Raw genomic sequence first — 17737 nt, 5'->3', positions numbered from 1 at the left:
CGGGGCCGCCACCCCCCTCCCCCCCGCAACTCGGCCATTCAACGCGTATTCACCCGAATCGATATCCCGCCGGGAACGCGGAACCGGGAACACGGAAAGGGGACAGCTGGAATGCCGATCGGGCATTCCGCGGAACCGTTCGGTCCGCTCAGCCGCCGAGGAGCTCCACGTTGACGTCCGCGGGGAACCCGGTCGTCGGACCGGTCCGACGGGCGAACTCCTGGACGCCCGCCAGCTGCGCGGGCCCGAAGCGGAAGTCGAGGGTCGTGAAGTAGCGCTCCAGGACCTCCGCGTCGAAGGCCTCCCAGCGCGCGGCCTGCTCCGCGACCTTGGTGACCTCCTCCAGGGAGACGTCCCGCGAGGCCAGGAACGCCTCGTGCACCTTCTTCACCGCGGTGGGCTCGGCCGCCAGGTAGTCCTTGCGCGCGGCCCAGACGGCGAAGACGAACGGGAGGCCCGTCCACTCCTTCCACATCGCGCCCAGGTCGTGGACCTGGAGTCCGAGCCTGGGGGCGTCGTGCAGGTTGGCGCGCAGCGCGGCGTCGCCGATGAGGACGGCGGCGTCCGCCTCCTGCATCATCACGCCGAGGTCGGGCGGGCAGGTGTAGTAGTCGGGGGTCACCCCGTACCGCTCGGCGAGCAGCAGCTGCGCCAGCCGTACGGAGGTGCGGGAGGTCGAGCCGAGCGCCACCCGGGCCCGGTCGAGGTCCTCCAGGGGCCGCTGCGACACGATCACGCACGACATGACGGGCCCGTCGCAGCCGACCGCGATGTCGGGGAAGGCGACCAGGTCGTCGGCGTTGCGGAGGAACTCCACGAGGGTGACGGGGCCGATGTCCAGATCGCCCCTGATCAGCTGCTCGCTGAGCTTCTCCGGGGTGTCCTTCGAGAGCTCCAGATCGAGCAGGGTCCCGGTCCGTGCCAGTCCCCAGTAGAGGGGAAGGCAGTTGAGGAACTGGATGTGGCCGACGCGCGGCCGGTTGCGACGGTCGTCGCCTGCGACGGTTGTGACGGTTGAATTGTCCACATCGCGAGGCTAGACCTGTCTCCGCCCGACGGCCCCACCGGGGGCGCGCGGCGTCTCACGATCCCTCTCCCGGGGGCCTGCCGGAATGGTCGCCGGGGACCCTGCGCAAGGCCTCCCCGATCCGCCTCGAAGGCCCTCTCGGATCGCCCGCGCGGACGGCTATCAAACCTTCGAGTGAAGTGATCTTTCCCTCTACCCTTCCGCACACGCTGCGTGCTAGGCTCAACGCCAAGTTGCAGTTTGGTTTCCCTTGCAGTACAGAGCCTGCGGAGCATGTAACCCGCAGGCTTTTGTAGTTTTCAGACTTCTTTGCAGGTTCTGGAGCAGGGCAACCCTTTGGCCCAAGGAGGGCTTATGGCTACCGGAACCGTCAAGTGGTTCAACGCTGAAAAGGGCTTCGGCTTCATCGCCCAGGACGGCGGCGGCCCGGATGTCTTCGTCCACTACTCCGCGATCAACGCGTCCGGGTTCCGCTCTCTCGAGGAGAACCAGGTCGTGAACTTCGACGTCACTCAGGGACCCAAGGGTCCGCAGGCTGAGAACGTCACCCCGGCCTAGTTGCCCGGGTCGGCCGATCGCGGCCGGTAATGCAGTACCCAAGGAGCCCCGCTCCTCCGCCTGGGCGGAGGAGCGGGGCTCCTGCCTGTGGTGGCGGGGGTGCCGGGAGCATCCTGGGCCCGGCGGTGCTTGACCTTGACACCGTGTGAGGCCCTGCACTGGGAGACATCATGTTCACCATCGGAGACTTCGCCCGGCACGGGCGGGTGTCGGCCCGGATGCTGCGCCATTACGACGCGGTCGGGCTCCTGCGCCCGGACCGTACCGACCCCGCGACCGGCTACCGCTACTACGGTGCCGGCCTGCTCGCCCGGCTCAACCGGATCATCGCCCTCAAGGACCTCGGCTTCACCCTCCAGCAGGTGCGGGCCGTCCTCGACGAGGAGGTGGGACCGGAGGAGCTGCGCGGGATGCTGCGGCTGCGGCGGTCGGAGCTGGAGGCGGCGATGGCCGCGGCGGCGGCCCGGCTGGCCCAGGTCGAGGCGAGGCTCCGGTCGATCGAGAGCGAGGGACACATGTCTGCGGACGATGTGGTGGTCAAGAGCGTTCCCGCGGTACGGGTCGCGGAGCTGGTCGGCGCGGCCGACGGGTACGAACCGGAGGAGATCACTCCGGTGATCCGCCCGATGTACGAGCGGCTGTTCACGCTGCTGGGCGAGGCCGGCGTCACCCCGACGGGCCCCGGGATCGCACGCTACGAGGAGGCCCCGGACGGGAGCGGAATGATCCTCGTCCATGCCGGGGTGACGGTCTCCGCGCCGGTGGGGCCGGTGGGCGACAGCGGGGTCAGGGTGGTCGAGCTGCCACCGTTCGAAGCGGCGACCGTCGTGCACCGGGGCCCGATGGCCGGCGTCCTTCCGACGGCCCAGGCACTGGCCCGCTGGATCGACGCCTCCGGCTACCGGTCGGCGGGATACGCCCGTGAGATCAATCTGGAGTGCCCGGCGGACGAGGAGAAGTGGGTGACGGAGCTCCAGGAGCCGGTCGTCAGGGACTGACGCGGAAAGGGGTGCCGCGGCCTTCGGCGTACGACGGCCCCGGCACCCGCCGGTTCAGGTCCCGCCCGGCCCGGGCAGCCCCGGCACCCGCCGCCGGTTCACGGGCCGCCCGGCGCGGACGGGCTCCGGCACCCGCCGGCTCACGCCCCCGCGCCGGTCCCCGGCCACAGCCCGTCCGGGGTCAGCCCGAGCAGCTCGATGGCGTTGCGGCGCACGATGCGGTCCACCACGTCCGCGTCCAGGTGCCCCATCTGCTCCTCGCCGACCTCACGGGACTTGGGCCAGGTCGAGTCGGAGTGCGGGTAGTCCGTCTCGTACAGGACGTTCCCGACGCCGACCGCGTCCAGGTTCTTCAGCCCGAACGCGTCGTCGAAGAAGCAGCCGTAGACGTGCTCGGTGAACAGCTCCGACGGCGGGCGGTGGACCTTGTCCGCGACTCCGCCCCAGCCGCGGTTCTCCTCCCAGACCACGTCGGCGCGTTCCAGGATGTACGGGATCCAGCCGATCTGGCCCTCCGCGTACATGATCCGCAGGTTCGGGAAGCGCTCGAACTTGCCGCTCATCAGCCAGTCGACCATCGAGAAGCAGCAGTTGGCGAAGGTGATGGTGGAGCCCACGGCGGGCGGGGCGTCGGCCGAGGTGGACGGCATCTTCGAGGACGAGCCGATGTGCATGGCGACCACCGTCCCCGTCTCGTCGCAGGCCCGCAGGAACGGATCCCACTCGTCCGTATGAATCGACGGCAGCCCGAGATGTGGAGGTATTTCGGAGAACGCGACCGCGCGCACTCCGCGGGCGGCGTTGCGCCTGACCTCGTCGGCGGCCAGCTGGGCGTCCCAGAGCGGGACGAGGGTGAGCGGGATGAGCCGGCCGTGCGCCTCGGGGCCGCACCACTCGTCGACCATCCAGTCGTTGTACGCCCGCACTCCGAGCAGCCCGAGTTCGCGGTCCTTCGCTTCGGTGAAGGTCTGGCCACAGAAGCGGGGGAATGTGGGGAAACAGAGCGCGGACTGCACGTGGTTGATGTCCATGTCCGCGAGGCGGTCGGGCACCGAGAACGAACCGGGGCGCATCTGCTCGTAGGTGATGACTTCGAGCTTGATCTCGTCCCTGTCATAGCCGACGGAGGTGTCGAGGCGGGTGAGCGGTCGGTGCAGATCCTCGTACACCCACCAGTCGCCTATCGGCCCCTCGTCACCCTTCGCACCCATCACAGGCGCGAACTTGCCGCCCATGAAAGTCATTTCCTTGAGCGGCGCCCGGACGATGCGCGGGCCGGAGTCGGCGTACTTGGACGGGAGCCGGTCCCGCCAGACATGAGGGGGCTCCACCGTGTGGTCGTCCACCGAGATGATCTTCGGGAAGGTCTCCATGCGTTCCACGGTAGCGCTGATCTGACGAACCGTCAGCTATCTGTGCGAGGCTCCGTTCCACAATCGTTGTCGAGGGCTCGTGCAGAGAGTCACCCACTGCTGACGCGTCCGCCCTTCACAAGGCAGACTGTTGACGGCGATACCAACGGTATGGAGCAATCCGGATGGCCTCGGTGGGATCCGGACATGTGCGGATCGTGCCGGGCAGCGCACAGGGTGGGACAGGAGGCAGCAATGGGCCGTGACGACGGGCCACGAGTACGTGTTCCGGAGCAACGCGCCCCGGAGCAGCGGCCGGCACAGGACGCGGGCCTGCACTTCTCCGTGCTCGGCCCGGTGCGGGCCCGGCGGGGCGACGAGACGCTGCCCTCCGGTTCACCGCAGCAGCGCGCCCTGCTGACGGCCCTGCTGCTGCGGGGCGGGCACACCGCCACGGCCGGCGAACTCATCGACGCCATCTGGGGCGAGGACCCGCCCTCGCAGGCGCTGGCCGCCGTGCGTACGTACGCCTCCCGGCTCCGCAAGATCCTGGGCCCGGACACCCTGGCGAGCGATTCCGGCGGCTACGCGATGTGGACCGGCCCCGGCGCGCTCGATGTGACGGTGGCCGAGGAGCTGGCGGCAGGCGCCGAGAAGGCCCGGGCCGCGGGTGACCGCTGCCGGGCCAGGGTGCTGCTGAACAAGGCGCTCGCCCTGTGGGACGGCGAGGCACTCGCCTCGGTGCCGGGACCGTACGCCGAGAACCAGCGCACCCGGCTGGAGGAGTGGCGGCTCCAGCTCACCGAGACCCGCCTCGACCTGGACCTGGAGGTCGGCTGCCACGCGGAGACGGTCTCCGAACTGACCGCGCTCACCGCCGCGCACCCGCTGCGCGAACGGCTGCGCGAACTCCTGATGGTGGCCCTGTACCGCAGCGGCCGGCAGGCCGAGGCCCTCGCGGTGTACGCCGACACCCGCCGGCTCCTCGCCGAGGAACTGGGCGTCGACCCGCGCCCCGAACTGGCCCGGCTCCAGCAGCGCATCCTCCAGGCCGACACGGAGCTGGCCCGCCCGGTCGACGAACCCGTCCAGACCGCCCCACCGATCCGCCCGGCCCAACTACCCGCGACCGTTCCCGACTTCACGGGCCGCGCCGCCTTCGTCCGCGAGCTGGGCGACCGGCTCGCGACCGCCGAGGGCTCCGTGATGGCTGTCTCCGCCCTCGCGGGCATCGGCGGCGTCGGCAAGACGACCCTCGCGGTGCACGTCGCCCACCAGGCCCGCAGGCACTTCCCGGACGGCCAGCTGTACGTCGACCTCCAGGGCGCGGGCTCGCGCGTCGCCGAACCGGAGACGGTACTCGGCGCGTTCCTGCGCGCCCTGGGCACACCGGACTCGGCGATCCCCGACTCCCTCGACGAGCGCGCCGCGCTCTACCGCTCCACGCTCGACGGCCGCCGCATCCTGGTCCTCCTGGACAACGCCCACGACACGGCCCAGATCCGCCCGCTGCTGCCCGGCACCGAGGGCTGCGCCGCGCTGGTCACCAGCCGGGTCCGGATGGTCGACCTGGCGGGCGCCCACCTGGTCGACCTGGACGTGATGTCGCCGGAGGAGGCCCTCCAGCTCTTCACCCGCATCGTGGGCGAGGAGCGCATCAACTCCGAACGCAAGGCGGCCCTGGACGTGGTCGCCGCCTGCGGCTTCCTCCCCCTCGCGATCCGCATCGCCGCCTCCCGGCTGGCCTCCCGCCGCACCTGGACGGTCTCGGTCCTGGCCGCCAAGCTCGCCGACGAACGCCGCCGCCTGGACGAGCTCCAGGCGGGCGACCTCGCGGTGAAGGCCACCTTCGAACTCGGCTACGGCCAGCTGGAACCCGCCCAGGCCCGCGCCTTCCGCCTCCTGGGCCTCGCGGACGGCCCCGACATCTCCCTCGCGGCGGCAGCCGCCCTGCTGAACCTGGACCTGCACACCGCGGAGGATCTCCTGGAGGCCCTGGTCGACACGTCCCTCCTGGAGTCGGCGGCCCCGGGCCGCTACCGCTACCACGATCTGGTGCGCCTCTACGCGCGTTCCTGCGCGGAGCGGGACGAGGAGCCGCCGCAGGAGCGGGAGTCGGCGTTGTCGCGGCTGCTGGACTTCTATCTGGCGACGGCTGCGGGTGTGTACGCGCTGGAGCGGCCGGGGGACCGGACCGTCAACCACCTGGAACGTGCCGAACACGCCGGACTGCCCTTCTCCGGCCACGACAAAGCTCTCGACTGGCTGTACTCGGAAGCCAACCCGCTCCTGGCCTGCGTTCAGCAGAGCATCACCGCCACCACCATTCGGCGTGCCGTGGATCTCCTGCTCGCCTCGAAGGACCTCGCGGAATCGGGCGCCAACTCACGTCAGTTCGAATCGGTCGCCACCATCGTGCGGGATGCCGCGGTCACCACGGGTGACGCTCGCTCCGAGGCCCGGGCGCGGACGGCACTGGCCCAGGTGCACAGCACCGCGGGCCGATTCGACCAGGCGGAGAGCGAGGCACGGCAGGCCATGGTTCTCGCATCGTCGATCGATGACGTCTGGACCCACTGCAACGCACCGAACGAGCTCGGGATCATCGCCGGCTACCGCAATCGGTTCCCCGAGGCAGAGGCTCTTCTCCAGGAGACCATCACCGCCTTCCGGACCGACAACAACCAGGCCGGCGAAGCCAGCGCTCTGTGCAATCTGTCCCGGGTCCGTCTGGCCATCGGCCGGACTGCGAGCGCCGTCGAACTCGCCGGCCAGGGAATCGACATCTACGCCCGGCTGGGGCTCACCCTGCGTCTGGCGAACGGTCGCTACGCCCTTGGGCTCGCGCTGGCCCGAGCGGGTCGGCAGGACGAGGCCGAGGTGCGCCTGTCCGAGGCGCTCTCCGTCTTCCGGGACAGCCGCCAACGGCTGTGGGAGGGGATGACCCTCTTCAGGCTGGCCGAGGTGCACCTCGCGGCTGAGCGGCCGGCCCAGGCCGCCTCGTACTCCGAGCAGGCGCTGACGGTGCTGCTCCACATCGGCGGCGAGTGGCGACGAGCCAACGTGCTGACCGTACTGGGCCAGGCATTGAACGGCATAGGCCAGGCGGACCGGGCGAAGGTCTGCTGGCAGGAGGCGCTTTCGGTCTTCGACCAGCTGAAGGCCCCGGAGGGTGCCATCGTTCGCGGCCTGCTCGGCGCGCCGGTTTCCCCCCACGGTCGCTGAGCCTGCGTTCATCGTTCGTTTATCACCACGCGCCATTCTCAATCTGTCGATGCGTCGCGTCGGGGGGCAGGCGAGTCGACAGTGGAACCGCGCACTAAGGTGAACGGCTCTGAACAGCCCGTCCGGCAGTTCACGGGGGAGCAGCCGGACGGGCTTTGCCGACCAACCATGCATCGATCAACGGAGTTCACAGCATGAGCGACGCCAAGAAGGCCCAGACGCCCACACCGAAGTCCGCCGCCAAGCCTGCGGACAGCCACATGACCGGTGAGCCCGAGATAAAGCCCACGGACAGCCACATGACGGGCGAGCCCGAGGTCAAGCCCACGGACAGCCACATGACCGGTGAGCCCGAGGTCAAGCCCATGGACAGCCACATGACCGGTGCCGATCCGCGCTGAGCCGGGGGCACGGGGGTAGGGGGAGCGGCCGCGGCGGCGCGGAGGGGGAGCCGTCGCGGCCGCTGCATGTCCGCGTCCGGGCGTTCCACGCGATCGCGCCACTCGTCCGAGGTCACCACACGTACGCCATCGACGTGGCCTCGCGGGGCGGGGGCGGGTGGTTCACCGAAGCATCACTATAGCATTGCAAATGCTATAGTGGTCGGATGGATGAGAGCTCCGACTTTCCACTCGGCGACGGACCCAGCAGCGGGATCTCCGTCACCCTCACCGCCGGAACGCTCCACGCGATCCGGGAACGCGTCGGCAAGCGCGGCGTCTCCGCGTACCTGGAAAGGGCCGCACAACGCCAGATCGAACGCGACAGCCTCGATGAGCTGCTCACCGACTTCGAGAAAATCAACGGCCCGGCAGACCCGGGTGCTGTGAGCGACAAGCGCACCAGGCTCACCGGCAACAGCGCATCCGAGTCGGGTACCGCCGCGTGAGCGGGACCCTGGTCCTGGACAGCGAAGGGCTGGCGCAGGCGGTTCTGCGGGGCCGAGAAGTCCAGGAGTGGCTGGAGGCGGCCCGCGAGGCGGATGTTCCCGTCATCACCTCGGCTGTGGTCCTCGTCGAGGTGGTCCATCCACGGATCAACCGCGCCGCGCTCGACTGGACGCTCTCCCGCCTGCGGGTCGAACCACTCAGCCAGTCCGTCGCCCACTCCGCGGCGACACTCCTCCGGAACGCCGGGCTGCACGGTCACAAGTACGCCATCGACGCGATGCTCTGCGCGACCGCCCTGGCACGCCCCGGCCGGGTCACGATCCTGACCTCCGACGTGGAGGACATCGGACTGCTCACCGCCGGCCATAACCGCGTGGTGGCGGAGAAGGTCTGACCGGCCGGACAGCCCTTACCCCCTCCCGCGCCCCCGCAGCTCCCCCTTCACCACCTTGCCGCTCGCGTTGCGCGGGAGCTCCGGCACGAACTCCACCGCCCTCGGCACCTTGTAGTTCGCCATCTCCCGCCGCGACCAGGCGATCAGGTCATCGGCGGTCAGCGTCGCGCCCGGACGGCGTACCGCGAACGCCTTGCCGACCTCGCCGAGGCGGGGGTCGGGGATGCCGATGACCGCGACGTCCGCCACATCCGGGTGCAGGCCCAGGAGCTGTTCTATCTCCGCGGGGTAGGCGTTGAAGCCGCCGACGATGAACATGTCCTTGATCCGGTCGGTGATGCGCAGGCTGCCGCCCTCGTCGAGGACGCCCACGTCGCCGGTGTGCAGCCAGCCGTCGGCCGTGATCGTGGCGGCCGTGGTCTCCGGGTCCTCGAAGTAGCCCCGCATCACGTTGAAGCCGCGGACCAGGATCTCGCCCGGTTCGCCCGGGGCGGCCAGGACCCGGAGTTCCGTGCCGGGGATCGCGCGGCCCGAGGTGGAGGCGATCACCTCCGCCGGGTCGCCGCGGCGGCACATCGTGACGATGCCGCTCGCCTCGGAGAGGCCGTAGGCGGTCAGGACCGTGGCGATGCCGAGCTCCGTGCGCAGGCGTTCGACCAGCTGGAGGGGGACGACCGCCGCGCCCGTCACCACGAGGCGCAGGGCCGAGAGGTCGTGGGAGGCGCGGGCCGGGTGGTCCAGGATCGACTGGTGGAGGGTGGGCGGGCCGGGGAGGACCGAGATGCGTTCGGCGGCGATGTTCGCGAGGACCGTGTCCACGTTGAAGACCGGCTGCGGGATCATCGTCGCCCCCCGCATCAGGCACGCGATGACGCCTGCCTTGTAACCGAAGGTGTGGAAGAAGGGGTTCACGATCAGATAGCGGTCGCCCTCGCGCAGGCCGGCCAGCTCGCTCCAGATCTCGTAGCAGCGCAGGGTCTGGGCATGGCTGATGACCGCACCCTTGGGACTGCCCGTGGTGCCGGAGGTGTAGATGATGTCGGAGGGGTCGGACGGGGCGGTGGCGGCGGCCCGTTCGCGTACCTGCCCGGTCGATATCCGCTCCCCGGAGGCCAGGAAGTCCTTCCACGTCACGTAGTCCTCGGGTGCGGTGTCGGCGAGGACCACCACCTTCTCCAGGTGCGGAAGTCCGGCCGCGGCCCGCCGCAGGGACGCCACGTACGACGTGCCGAGGAAGGTGCCCGTGACGAAGAGCAGCCTGGCGCGGCTCTGCTCCAGGACGTACGCCGCCTCCGTGCCCTTGAAGCGGGTGTTGAGCGGGACGAGCACCGCGCCGGCCGTCACCGCACCCAGTGCGGAGACGATCCAGTCCAGGGTGTTGGGCGCCCAGACCGCCACCCGGTCCCCCGGCTCCACACCGGAGGCCATGCACGCGGCGGCGGCCCGGTCCACGCGTTCGCCGAGTTCCGTGTACGTGATGCGGGTGCGGCCCTCGACCACCGCCTCCCGGTCGCCGTACCGGCGCGCCGCCTCCCGCACCAGGTTCGGGACGGTGGACCATTCCTCGTCGCCGCGCATCTCTTGCCCTCCCGTCGAACAGAACCGCAGTGGAACCGCAGTAGCTGACTATCCGTCAGATTAGCTGTAGCCTCTGCCGCTGTCAGCAGTCATGACGGCTTCGGAGGTGGCGGTGGCGACGCTCAAGGACAAGGCAGCGATAGCCGGGATAGGGCAGACGCGATTCGCGAAGCACCTGCCCGAGTCGGAGAAGACCCTGGCCTGCCGGGCCATCGTCGCGGCGCTCGACGACGCGGGGATCGCCGCGTCGGAGGTGGACGCGTTCGCCTCGTACACGATGGAGGAGACGGACGAGGTCGAGGTGGCCAAGGCCATCGGGGCCGGCGATGTCACCTTCTTCAGCAAGGTGGGGTACGGGGGTGGTGGTTCCTGCGCGACCCTCGCGCATCTGGCTTCCGCCGTCGCCACCGGACAGGCGAGTGTCGGCGTCGCCTGGCGGTCGCGGAAACGGGGGTCGGGGCCGCGCCCCTGGAAGAACACCGCGGTGCAGCTGCCGACCCCCGCCCAGTGGACCAGGCCCTACGGGCTGCTGCGGCCCGCCGACGAGATCGGCATGCTGGCGCGGCGGTACATGCACGAGTACGGGGCGACCCGCGACCATCTCTTCAACGTCGCGCTGGCCTGCCGCAACCGGGCCAACCAGAACCCCGACGCCGTGATGTACGAGCGGCCGCTGACCCGCGACATGTATATGACCTCGCGCTGGATCAGCGAACCGCTCTGCCTCTTCGACAACTGCCTGGAGACGGACGGGGCGCTGGCCTGCGTCATCGTCCCCGCCGAGCGGGCCCGCGACTGCCGGCAGAAGCCGGTGTACCTGCACTCCGTCGCCCAGGGCCTGCCCGCCCAGCACCACGGGATGGTCAACTACTGGAACGACGACCCGCTCACCGGACCGGCCTGGGCGGCGGCCCGACAGCTGTGGAAGCAGGCCGACTTCGGCCCTGACGACGTCGATGTGGCCCAGATCTACGACGCGTTCACCCCGCTCATCCCGCTCTCCCTGGAGGGCTACGGATTCTGCGGGCGCGGCGAGGGCGCCGCGTTCACCGAGGGCGGTGCGCTGGAGAGCGGCGGGCGGCTGCCGGTGAACACCGGTGGCGGCGGGCTCAGCGAGGGGTACGTGCACGGCTTCAACCTCATCAACGAGGGCGTGAAGCAGCTGCGCGGCACCTCCACCGCCCAGGTCCCGGACGCCTCGACCTGCCTGGTGACCGCCGGCGAGGGCGTCCCCACATCCGCCGTACTGCTGAGGAATTGAGGAGCGATTCGAGATGGATGGACTGCTGCTGCCCGTCGTGGACGAGGACGGCGCACCCTTCTGGGAGTACGCGGCCCGCGGTGAACTGCGCGTCCAGGCGTGCGCCGCCCCGGACTGCGGACGGCTCCGCTTCCCGCCCCGGCCGTGCTGCCCGCACTGCCAGTCCTTCGAGAGCGAGTGGCGGGTGATGAGCGGGCGTGGCCGCATCTGGTCGTACGTGCTGCCGCATCCGCCGCTGCTGCCGGCCTACGCGGCGCAGGCGCCGTACAACGCCGTGGTGGTCGAACTGGCCGACGCCCCGGAGATCCGGCTGGTCGGCAATGTGGTGAGCGGGCCCGACGCGCCGCTGAACTCGGTGGACCCGGGCCGGCTGCGGATCGGGGCAGGGGTGAAGGCGGTCTTCTGCCCCGTCTCCCCCGAGGTGAACCTGGTCCGCTGGCTGCTGGAGCGGTGAGGGGCGATGGTGCTGCGCACAGAGCGGGACAAGGAGACCGGGGTCGCACTGCTCACCCTGGACCGGCCGGACCGGCACAACGCGATCGACCTCGCCACGGCTGCCGAACTGGCCGCGGCCTGGCGGGCGTTCCGGTACGACGAGGAGGTGCGGGCCGTCGTCGTGACCGGCGCGGGCGGCCGGGCGTTCTGTACCGGGATCGACCGGGGCGTGGAGGTCCCGCAGCCTCCCTCCCCTTACACGATCGACGATCCGCTGATCGCGATCGGGCCGAAGGCGAACGACCTGTGGAAGCCGGTGATCGCGGCCGTGGAGGGGATGGCCTGCGGCGGGGCGTTCTACCTGCTGGGCGAGTCGGAGTTCGTCATCGCCTCCGAAGAGGCGACGTTCTTCGACCCGCACACCACGTACGGCATGGTCAGCGCGTACGAGGCGATCTCGATGGCGCAGCGGATGCCGTTCGGTGAGGTCGCCCGGATGTCCCTGATGGGGACGGCCGAACGGCTCACGGCCCGCCGGGCGTACGAGACCGGGCTGGTCAGCGAGGTCACCGCGGCCGGCGGCGCGGTGGCGGCGGCGCTGCGGGCGGCGGAGGTCATCGCCTCGTACCCGACCGGGGCGGTGCAGGGGACGGTACGGGCGGTCTGGTCCGCGAAGGAGGCGGCGAGAGCGCAGGCACTGGCCCATGCCCCGCACCTGATCGGGCTCGGCAATCTGCCGCCGGAGCGGCAGGCCGAGCTGTTCGAGGGGCGGGGCAGGGGGGCCGGTGGTGCCGGATTCCGGCTGCGGTGAGCGCCGGGGCGTCGTCCGTCAGTAGTTGAGCGTGGCGGTGACCGAGCACTTCTTCACCCGGTAGACCTGGCTGGGCGTGACCATCGGGACGGAGACGGTCTTCGTCTGGCCGCCGTTCGCCTGCACGGTCGCCACACCGGTGTCGACGGCAGTGCCCATCGCGTCGAGGAAGCTCACGTTCACCTCGTACGTGTGGCTGCCGGACGCGCTCGCGGTGAGCCGCACCGTGGAGGTGGTGACGGCCTTACTCGCGCCCTTCGCGGGCGTCGCGCAGCGGAATACGTACGCCCGGGGAGCGCTCGTCGCGGTGGCGCTCGGGGTCGACCTGCTGGAGTTGGAGCCGGAGGTGGAGCCGCTGGACGAGCCGTAGTTGCGATTGGTGCGGTGGTAGGAGCCGTTGCTCTTCTTGGAGTTGGAGCACCCGCCGCCGCTGCTGCTGCTGGACTTGCGGCTCTTGCTCTTGCTGCCGTGGCTGGAGCTGGAGAAGCCCGTGAGCGCGAGGACCACCGCGACCAGGACCACCGTGAGTTTCATGTGCTGCCGCATCATCGATGCCGCCCCCCTGTTTTTGTCTGTGTACGTGCCGCCGACGGACGGCCGCGCGACACCGTAGCGCACAGCATGGCCCGTACCGACCGGCGGCCCGGTCATGGCCCTGTCACGATCTCGTCATGGTCTGCCGGTCCGCCCGTGCGTCGCCTGGTGGCGGGGGTCATTCCCCCGGCGTAGCGTCGAGACGAGAGCGGTGCCGGTAGGTGTCGCCGGCCGGTGACGCCTCGCACGCCGCCCCCGCAGGAGGCGGAGATGATCCGTGACGTCCTCGGCTCGATCGTCGCTCTCGCCGGAGCGGCGGCCGCCGTACTGAGCCCCTTCCGTGACTGGTACGACGGCCGCCTCGGGCGGCATTACCGGATCGGCGACCTCTTCACGGGGGTCACCGGGGCGCATCCCGGTGTGTTCGCTTCGATCCTGCTGCCCTTTCTCTTCGCCGCGGCCGTGACGGTCGTCGGCGTGCTGCTGCGGTCCCGGCTGCTGGTGGCCCTGGCCGGTGTGGTGGTGCTCGGCTTCACGGTGCTGTGGATGGTCCGCCAGGGCCAGGCCGCCGGCAGCCTCACGGTCACGGGCGACGGCCACGGGCTGCAGGAGGGGGTGGCGGGCGCGCTGGGCGGCGGGGTGCTGCTGCTTCTGGGGGCGGTGCTGATGTCGGGGCGGCGGAAGCGGCGTTCGCGGCCGGCGGAGCCGTATGCGGCGCCGGGGTCGGCTTCGCCGGACACGTGGCCGCCGACTCGGGAGCCGGGGCCGTCGGTGCAGACGAGTCCGTGGCCGGAGCCGGAGGCCGACCCGTACGTGGGCCCGGCCCCGGGCCCGGACGACCGGCCTACCTCGTGAGCCCGTCACGAAGCGGCCACCCACTCCAGCCCGTCCGGCCCTTTCAGCCTGTCCGGCCCTTCCAGCCCTTCCGGCCCTTCCAGCCCTTCCGGCCCTTCCGGTCCTTCCGGCGATTGAGGACGAAGCGGCCACCCACTCAAGCCCGTCCGGCGATTGAGGACAAAGCGGCCACCGGACGCAACCCGCACCCCTCCGCACCGCCCACCACATCACCGGTTCCGTCCTCAAACGCCGGACAGGCTGGAGGGTAGCCGCCCACCACATCACCGGTTCCGTCCTCAAACGCCGGACAGGCTGGGGGGTAGCCGCCCACCACACCACCGGTTCCGTCCTCAAACGCCGGACAGGCTGGAGGATGGCCGCACACGTTGGGGACGGGTCCTACGCGCGGGGGCGGTTGCCTGTGCCGGTGCCCTTCCGGGCGTCCAGCGCGTACACGCAGCGGTCCTTGCTGCACGCGTACACCACCCCGCCCTGCGCCACCGGCGACCCCGTGATCTCCCCGCCCGTGGCGAGCTTCCAGCGAAGCTGGCCGCCCGCCGCGTCCAGGGTGTACAGCACGTGGTCCGCGGAGCCGAAGTGGACCCGGCCGTCGGCGACGACCGGCGCGCCCACCACGTCACCGCCCGCGGCGAAGCGCCACTTCGGAGTTCCGGTCACCGCGTCCAGCGTGTACAGCGCACTGCCGCTGCCGACATGGACGTTCCCCGTCGCCACCAGCACCGGTTCGACCGACTGCCGGGACTCCGTGGCGATGCGCCAGCGGTCCTTGCCGGTCGAGGCGTCCAGGGCGTACACCGTGCCGAGGTAGTCCGCGAGATACACCCCGCCGCCGGTGACCGCCGGGCCGGGCGCGAACGCGGGCGGCGACAGGAAGACCGCCGGCGACTCGAAGTGCCAGCGCACCCGCCCGGAGGCGATGTCCACCGCGAGAACCCGGGTTCCCGCCGAGACGTACACATAGCCGTCCGGCGCCGGGGTCACCCGGACCGGCACACCGCCGCACGAGGCCGCGTCGCCGACCGGGTACGACCAGCGCTCGATGCCCGTACGGGCGTCGACGGCCCGCAGCCGGGCGTCCTGCCAGAGGTAGACCGTGCCGTCGTGGACCGCCGGACCGGCCTCCGAGGTCTCGAAGTCCGTCTGCGCGCCGGTGGTCTCCCAGAGCTTCTCCCCGCTGGACGCCTCCCACGCCTGGACGCCGCCGCCCCGGGTGCCGGTGACGACCGTGCCGCGGTCGGCCCTGAGCGAGTACACCCACGCATCGGTCTGCAGCCGCCACCGCTCGGCGCCGGAGACCGCGTCCAGGGCGTAGAGCGACGGGCCGTCGGAGGCGTGGATGCGGCCGCCGTCCACGGCCATCGCCCAGGCCACGTCACGGGTCTTGAACTGGCGCCGCCCGTTGCCGGTGTCCAGCGCATGCACCTCGAAGGACGTGACGTACAACAGGTCGCCGACGACGACCGGCGTGCCCCACACGTCGTTCGACATCCGGAACCGCCACGGCCGCCAGCGGTCCGGAGCGGAGGGCGCGCTGTCGGGCGCGTGCGCCGGGGCGGGGACGGGGGCCGGGGCGGCCGGCCCCGCGCCGTTCATCCCGGCGGGCGGGCGCACCCAGCCGGTCGCCGGAGCGGCCTCGGCGACGGCCGCGGAGGCGCGTACGTCCTGGGCGAGCGGACCGGGACCGATCGGCACCTGCGCACCGGAGAGCCGCACCGGGCCACCCGCGTCGGGCGCCTCCGGGGACGGAACCGGCGGGGCGGGCGGAACGGGCGGGGAGACCGACGAGCGCAGGTCCGCACCGCTCCGCCAGCCGGTGTCCCCGTCGGAGCCGGGCGGATCGACCGGGGGCGGCGGCACGGGCGCCGGCACCGGCGCGGGCGACGCCGGCGGCGGAGCGACCGCGCGGCCACCGCCGCGGCGCTGCTCGATCATCTCGGTGGCGACGGTCGGCAGCCAGGCCGACGCCGTACCGCTGTCGTCGCCGCCGGAGGCGAAGAGATGCGGGGCGAGCTGGGACTGCAGCTCGGCGGGGGTGGGCCGGCGCGACGCCTCCATCTGCATACAGGACTCGATCAGCGGCCGCAGATCGTCCGGCAGACCGGTGACGTCGGGGCCCTCGCGCAGCAGCATGAAGACCGTCTCGACCGGGTTGGCCCCGTGGAACGGCGCATGGCCGGTCGCGGCGAAGACGAGCGTCGAGCCGAGCGAGAAGATGTCGCTGGCGCCCGTGACACTGCGCGAGTCACGCGCCTGCTCCGGCGACATGTACGCCGGCGTGCCCACGGCGACGTTCGTCATGGTGAGCCGGGTGTTGGAGACACCGGACGCGATCCCGAAGTCGATCACCCGCGGGCCGTCCTCGACGACGAGCACGTTCGACGGCTTCATGTCGCGGTGCACGAGCTTGGCCCCGTGGATGGACTGCAGGGCCTCGGCGATGCCCGCCGCCAGCCAGCGCACGGCCTGGGTCGGCATCGGCCCGCACTCGTTCACTATCTCCTCGAGCGAGGGCGCCGGCACATAGGCGGTGGCGAGCCAGGGCACCGCGGCGCGCGGATCGGCGTCGACCACGGCGGCCGTGTAGAAACCGCTGACCGCGCGGGCGGCCTCCACCTCACGCGTGAAGCGGACCCGGAACAGCTGGTCCTCGGCCAGCTCCGTGCGCACCGTCTTGATCGCCACCCGTCGGCCCGACGCCGAGCGGGCGAGATAGACCAGCCCCATGCCGCCGGCCCCGAGCCGTCCCAGCACCTCGAACGGGCCGATCCGCCTCGGGTCGTGCTGCGTCAGCTGCTCCACTTGCCTGCCACCTCCCCGTACGGACCTCAGTCGACAGAGGCCCGCGAAAAACCCGCCCTGTGCAGCGTCTCACCCCTGGGCACCACCCGGCGGTGCGCACCCTGATTGTTCCTGGCCGAGGCCCCGGTTGCGAACCCGGGGGCAGATCCGGGTGTCATGGCTCACTCCGGGCCGTATCAGGACACCGGTGGCTGAAGTACGGCGAACACGGCGCCCTGGTCGTCCTGGAGGACCGCCATCCGCCCGTAGGGGATGTCGAAGGGCGGTGCGGAGACCCGGCCGCCGAGCCGGACGGTCGCGTCGGCAGACGCGTCGCAGTCCGCCACGGCGAAGTAGTTGAGGAAGTAGCTGGGCATCACGGCGGGGAACGCGTCGGTGATGACGCTGCGCCCGCCGACCGCGGTGTCCGGCCCGGGTTCCGTACCGGCCGGCGACCACATCCGGAAGTCGACGCCCGCCTCGTCGGTCCCCGGAGCGCCCGCCCCGGCCTCGTCCGGATCGGTGGAGCGGAAGCCGAAGACCTGTTCGTAGAAGGGGTCGACGCGCTCCTTCTGCCGGGTGTAGACCTCGGTCCAGCAGAAGGATCCCGGCTCGTTCTGCTTCTGGAAGCCCTTGCGCTCGCCCGCCTGCCAGAGGCCGAAGACCGCACCGCCCGGGTCGGCGGCCTGGGCGAGCACCCCGGACCGGCCGGACCGGACCGGCTCGGTGATCACCTGGCCGCCCGCCTCCCGGATCCGGGCGACGGATGCGCTGATGTCGTCGGTGGCGAAGTAGACGCCCCAGGCGGTCGGCATCCGGCCGTCCTGCTTGGCGGCGAGCGCGGCGACCAGGGCCCCCTTGCTGAGGGCGTCCGCGTAGGGCCCGTCACCCGCCCGGAAGGTCCAGCCGAAGAGCTCACCGTAGAAGCGCTTGCCCGCTTCCAGGTCGGGGAGCTGCACATCCACCCAGCACGGCGCGGACTGCGCGAATGCGGCCATGGGCCCGGATCCTTCCGTCGTGGTGACGCTCGTCACACCC

General features: G+C 71.3%; 16 protein-coding genes. 10 read left to right on the top strand and 6 right to left on the bottom strand.

Annotated features, from left to right (window positions below; all coding sequences use genetic code 11):
- Nucleotides 1-148: 148 nt before the first annotated feature.
- Complete coding sequence (locus ACFVW8_RS15320) at nt 149-1027, bottom strand: menaquinone biosynthetic enzyme MqnA/MqnD family protein (protein WP_389689989.1); 879 nt, start codon at nt 1025-1027, stop codon at nt 149-151.
- A 354-nt stretch (nt 1028-1381) separates the two neighbouring features.
- Between ACFVW8_RS15320 and ACFVW8_RS15315 the strand changes: the two genes are divergently transcribed.
- A complete protein-coding gene (locus ACFVW8_RS15315; protein WP_003967102.1) occupies nt 1382-1585 on the top strand; it encodes a cold-shock protein in 204 nt (67 codons plus the stop codon).
- Between the two features lie 170 nt (nt 1586-1755).
- On the top strand, nt 1756-2583 hold the full coding sequence (locus ACFVW8_RS15310; RefSeq protein ID WP_389689987.1) for a MerR family transcriptional regulator: 828 nt from the start codon (nt 1756-1758) through the stop codon (nt 2581-2583).
- Between the two features lie 140 nt (nt 2584-2723).
- On the opposite strand, the gene ACFVW8_RS15305 is transcribed toward ACFVW8_RS15310, so the two are convergent.
- Nucleotides 2724-3956 carry an amidohydrolase family protein gene (locus ACFVW8_RS15305; protein WP_389689985.1) on the bottom strand — a complete coding sequence of 411 codons (1233 nt, stop codon included), beginning with the start codon at nt 3954-3956 and terminating at the stop codon, nt 2724-2726.
- Between the two features lie 234 nt (nt 3957-4190).
- On the opposite strand from ACFVW8_RS15305, the gene ACFVW8_RS15300 reads away from it, so the two are divergent.
- The 4 genes from ACFVW8_RS15300 (at nt 4191) to ACFVW8_RS15285 (ending at nt 8444) form a co-directional block, all read left to right on the top strand.
- Nucleotides 4191-7160 carry a BTAD domain-containing putative transcriptional regulator gene (locus tag ACFVW8_RS15300; protein WP_389689983.1) on the top strand — a complete coding sequence of 990 codons (2970 nt, stop codon included), beginning with the start codon at nt 4191-4193 and terminating at the stop codon, nt 7158-7160.
- Between the two features lie 194 nt (nt 7161-7354).
- Nucleotides 7355-7561, top strand: a complete 207-nt coding sequence (locus ACFVW8_RS15295; protein WP_389689981.1) for a hypothetical protein — start codon at nt 7355-7357, stop codon at nt 7559-7561.
- A 206-nt stretch (nt 7562-7767) separates the two neighbouring features.
- On the top strand, nt 7768-8049 hold the full coding sequence (locus ACFVW8_RS15290; protein ID WP_389689979.1) for a hypothetical protein: 282 nt from the start codon (nt 7768-7770) through the stop codon (nt 8047-8049).
- The gene (locus ACFVW8_RS15285; protein ID WP_389689978.1) at nt 8046-8444 is read left to right on the top strand and encodes a type II toxin-antitoxin system VapC family toxin; all 399 of its coding nucleotides are present in this window, start codon (nt 8046-8048) and stop codon (nt 8442-8444) included. The genes ACFVW8_RS15290 and ACFVW8_RS15285 overlap by 4 nt, the downstream gene beginning before the upstream one ends.
- Before the next feature lie 15 nt (nt 8445-8459).
- On the opposite strand, the gene ACFVW8_RS15280 is transcribed toward ACFVW8_RS15285, so the two are convergent.
- A complete protein-coding gene (locus ACFVW8_RS15280) occupies nt 8460-10022 on the bottom strand; it encodes a FadD3 family acyl-CoA ligase (protein WP_389689976.1) in 1563 nt (520 codons plus the stop codon).
- Nucleotides 10023-10113: 91 nt separating this feature from the next.
- On the opposite strand from ACFVW8_RS15280, the gene ACFVW8_RS15275 reads away from it, so the two are divergent.
- From ACFVW8_RS15275 to ACFVW8_RS15265, 3 genes are read left to right on the top strand one after another with little or no spacing between them, the layout of a single operon-like run.
- A complete protein-coding gene (locus tag ACFVW8_RS15275) occupies nt 10114-11283 on the top strand; it encodes a lipid-transfer protein (protein ID WP_389689974.1) in 1170 nt (389 codons plus the stop codon).
- 13 nt (nt 11284-11296) lie between these two features.
- Nucleotides 11297-11737, top strand: a complete 441-nt coding sequence (locus ACFVW8_RS15270; RefSeq protein ID WP_389689972.1) for a Zn-ribbon domain-containing OB-fold protein — start codon at nt 11297-11299, stop codon at nt 11735-11737.
- A gap of 6 nt (nt 11738-11743) precedes the next feature.
- Entirely contained in the window at nt 11744-12529 is a 786-nt protein-coding gene (locus tag ACFVW8_RS15265) for an enoyl-CoA hydratase/isomerase family protein (protein WP_389689970.1), read from the top strand.
- An 18-nt stretch (nt 12530-12547) separates the two neighbouring features.
- On the opposite strand, the gene ACFVW8_RS15260 is transcribed toward ACFVW8_RS15265, so the two are convergent.
- Nucleotides 12548-13078, bottom strand: a complete 531-nt coding sequence (locus ACFVW8_RS15260; protein ID WP_389689968.1) for a hypothetical protein — start codon at nt 13076-13078, stop codon at nt 12548-12550.
- 255 nt (nt 13079-13333) lie between these two features.
- On the opposite strand from ACFVW8_RS15260, the gene ACFVW8_RS15255 reads away from it, so the two are divergent.
- The gene (locus tag ACFVW8_RS15255) at nt 13334-13918 is read left to right on the top strand and encodes a hypothetical protein (protein WP_389689966.1); all 585 of its coding nucleotides are present in this window, start codon (nt 13334-13336) and stop codon (nt 13916-13918) included.
- A gap of 381 nt (nt 13919-14299) precedes the next feature.
- On the opposite strand, the gene ACFVW8_RS15250 is transcribed toward ACFVW8_RS15255, so the two are convergent.
- Both ACFVW8_RS15250 and ACFVW8_RS15245 read right to left on the bottom strand, forming a co-directional pair.
- Entirely contained in the window at nt 14300-16720 is a 2421-nt protein-coding gene (locus ACFVW8_RS15250) for a serine/threonine-protein kinase (RefSeq protein ID WP_389689964.1), read from the bottom strand.
- Nucleotides 16721-16896: 176 nt separating this feature from the next.
- Entirely contained in the window at nt 16897-17697 is an 801-nt protein-coding gene (locus ACFVW8_RS15245; protein ID WP_389689962.1) for a VOC family protein, read from the bottom strand.
- Nucleotides 17698-17737 lie beyond the last annotated feature (40 nt).

The sequence above is a fragment of the Streptomyces sp. NPDC058221 genome (assembly GCF_042882365.1).
In the GTDB taxonomy this organism is placed as follows: Bacteria; Actinomycetota; Actinomycetes; order Streptomycetales; family Streptomycetaceae; genus Streptomyces.
Note: the sequence above shows the minus strand (reverse complement) of the source record. Positions and strands in the feature narration are given on the sequence as shown.

Coding starts and splice junctions, on each gene's coding strand:
- ACFVW8_RS15280 (WP_389689976.1), bottom strand. CDS start 10,022: ATGCGCGGCGACGAGGAATGGTCCACCGTCCCGAACCTGGTGCGGGAG.
- ACFVW8_RS15255 (WP_389689966.1), top strand. CDS start 13,334: ATGATCCGTGACGTCCTCGGCTCGATCGTCGCTCTCGCCGGAGCGGCG.
- ACFVW8_RS15265 (WP_389689970.1), top strand. CDS start 11,744: ATGGTGCTGCGCACAGAGCGGGACAAGGAGACCGGGGTCGCACTGCTC.
- ACFVW8_RS15295 (WP_389689981.1), top strand. CDS start 7,355: ATGAGCGACGCCAAGAAGGCCCAGACGCCCACACCGAAGTCCGCCGCC.
- ACFVW8_RS15300 (WP_389689983.1), top strand. CDS start 4,191: ATGGGCCGTGACGACGGGCCACGAGTACGTGTTCCGGAGCAACGCGCC.
- ACFVW8_RS15245 (WP_389689962.1), bottom strand. CDS start 17,697: ATGGCCGCATTCGCGCAGTCCGCGCCGTGCTGGGTGGATGTGCAGCTC.
- ACFVW8_RS15310 (WP_389689987.1), top strand. CDS start 1,756: ATGTTCACCATCGGAGACTTCGCCCGGCACGGGCGGGTGTCGGCCCGG.
- ACFVW8_RS15260 (WP_389689968.1), bottom strand. CDS start 13,078: ATGATGCGGCAGCACATGAAACTCACGGTGGTCCTGGTCGCGGTGGTC.
- ACFVW8_RS15275 (WP_389689974.1), top strand. CDS start 10,114: ATGACGGCTTCGGAGGTGGCGGTGGCGACGCTCAAGGACAAGGCAGCG.
- ACFVW8_RS15305 (WP_389689985.1), bottom strand. CDS start 3,956: ATGGAGACCTTCCCGAAGATCATCTCGGTGGACGACCACACGGTGGAG.
- ACFVW8_RS15290 (WP_389689979.1), top strand. CDS start 7,768: ATGGATGAGAGCTCCGACTTTCCACTCGGCGACGGACCCAGCAGCGGG.
- ACFVW8_RS15315 (WP_003967102.1), top strand. CDS start 1,382: ATGGCTACCGGAACCGTCAAGTGGTTCAACGCTGAAAAGGGCTTCGGC.
- ACFVW8_RS15270 (WP_389689972.1), top strand. CDS start 11,297: ATGGATGGACTGCTGCTGCCCGTCGTGGACGAGGACGGCGCACCCTTC.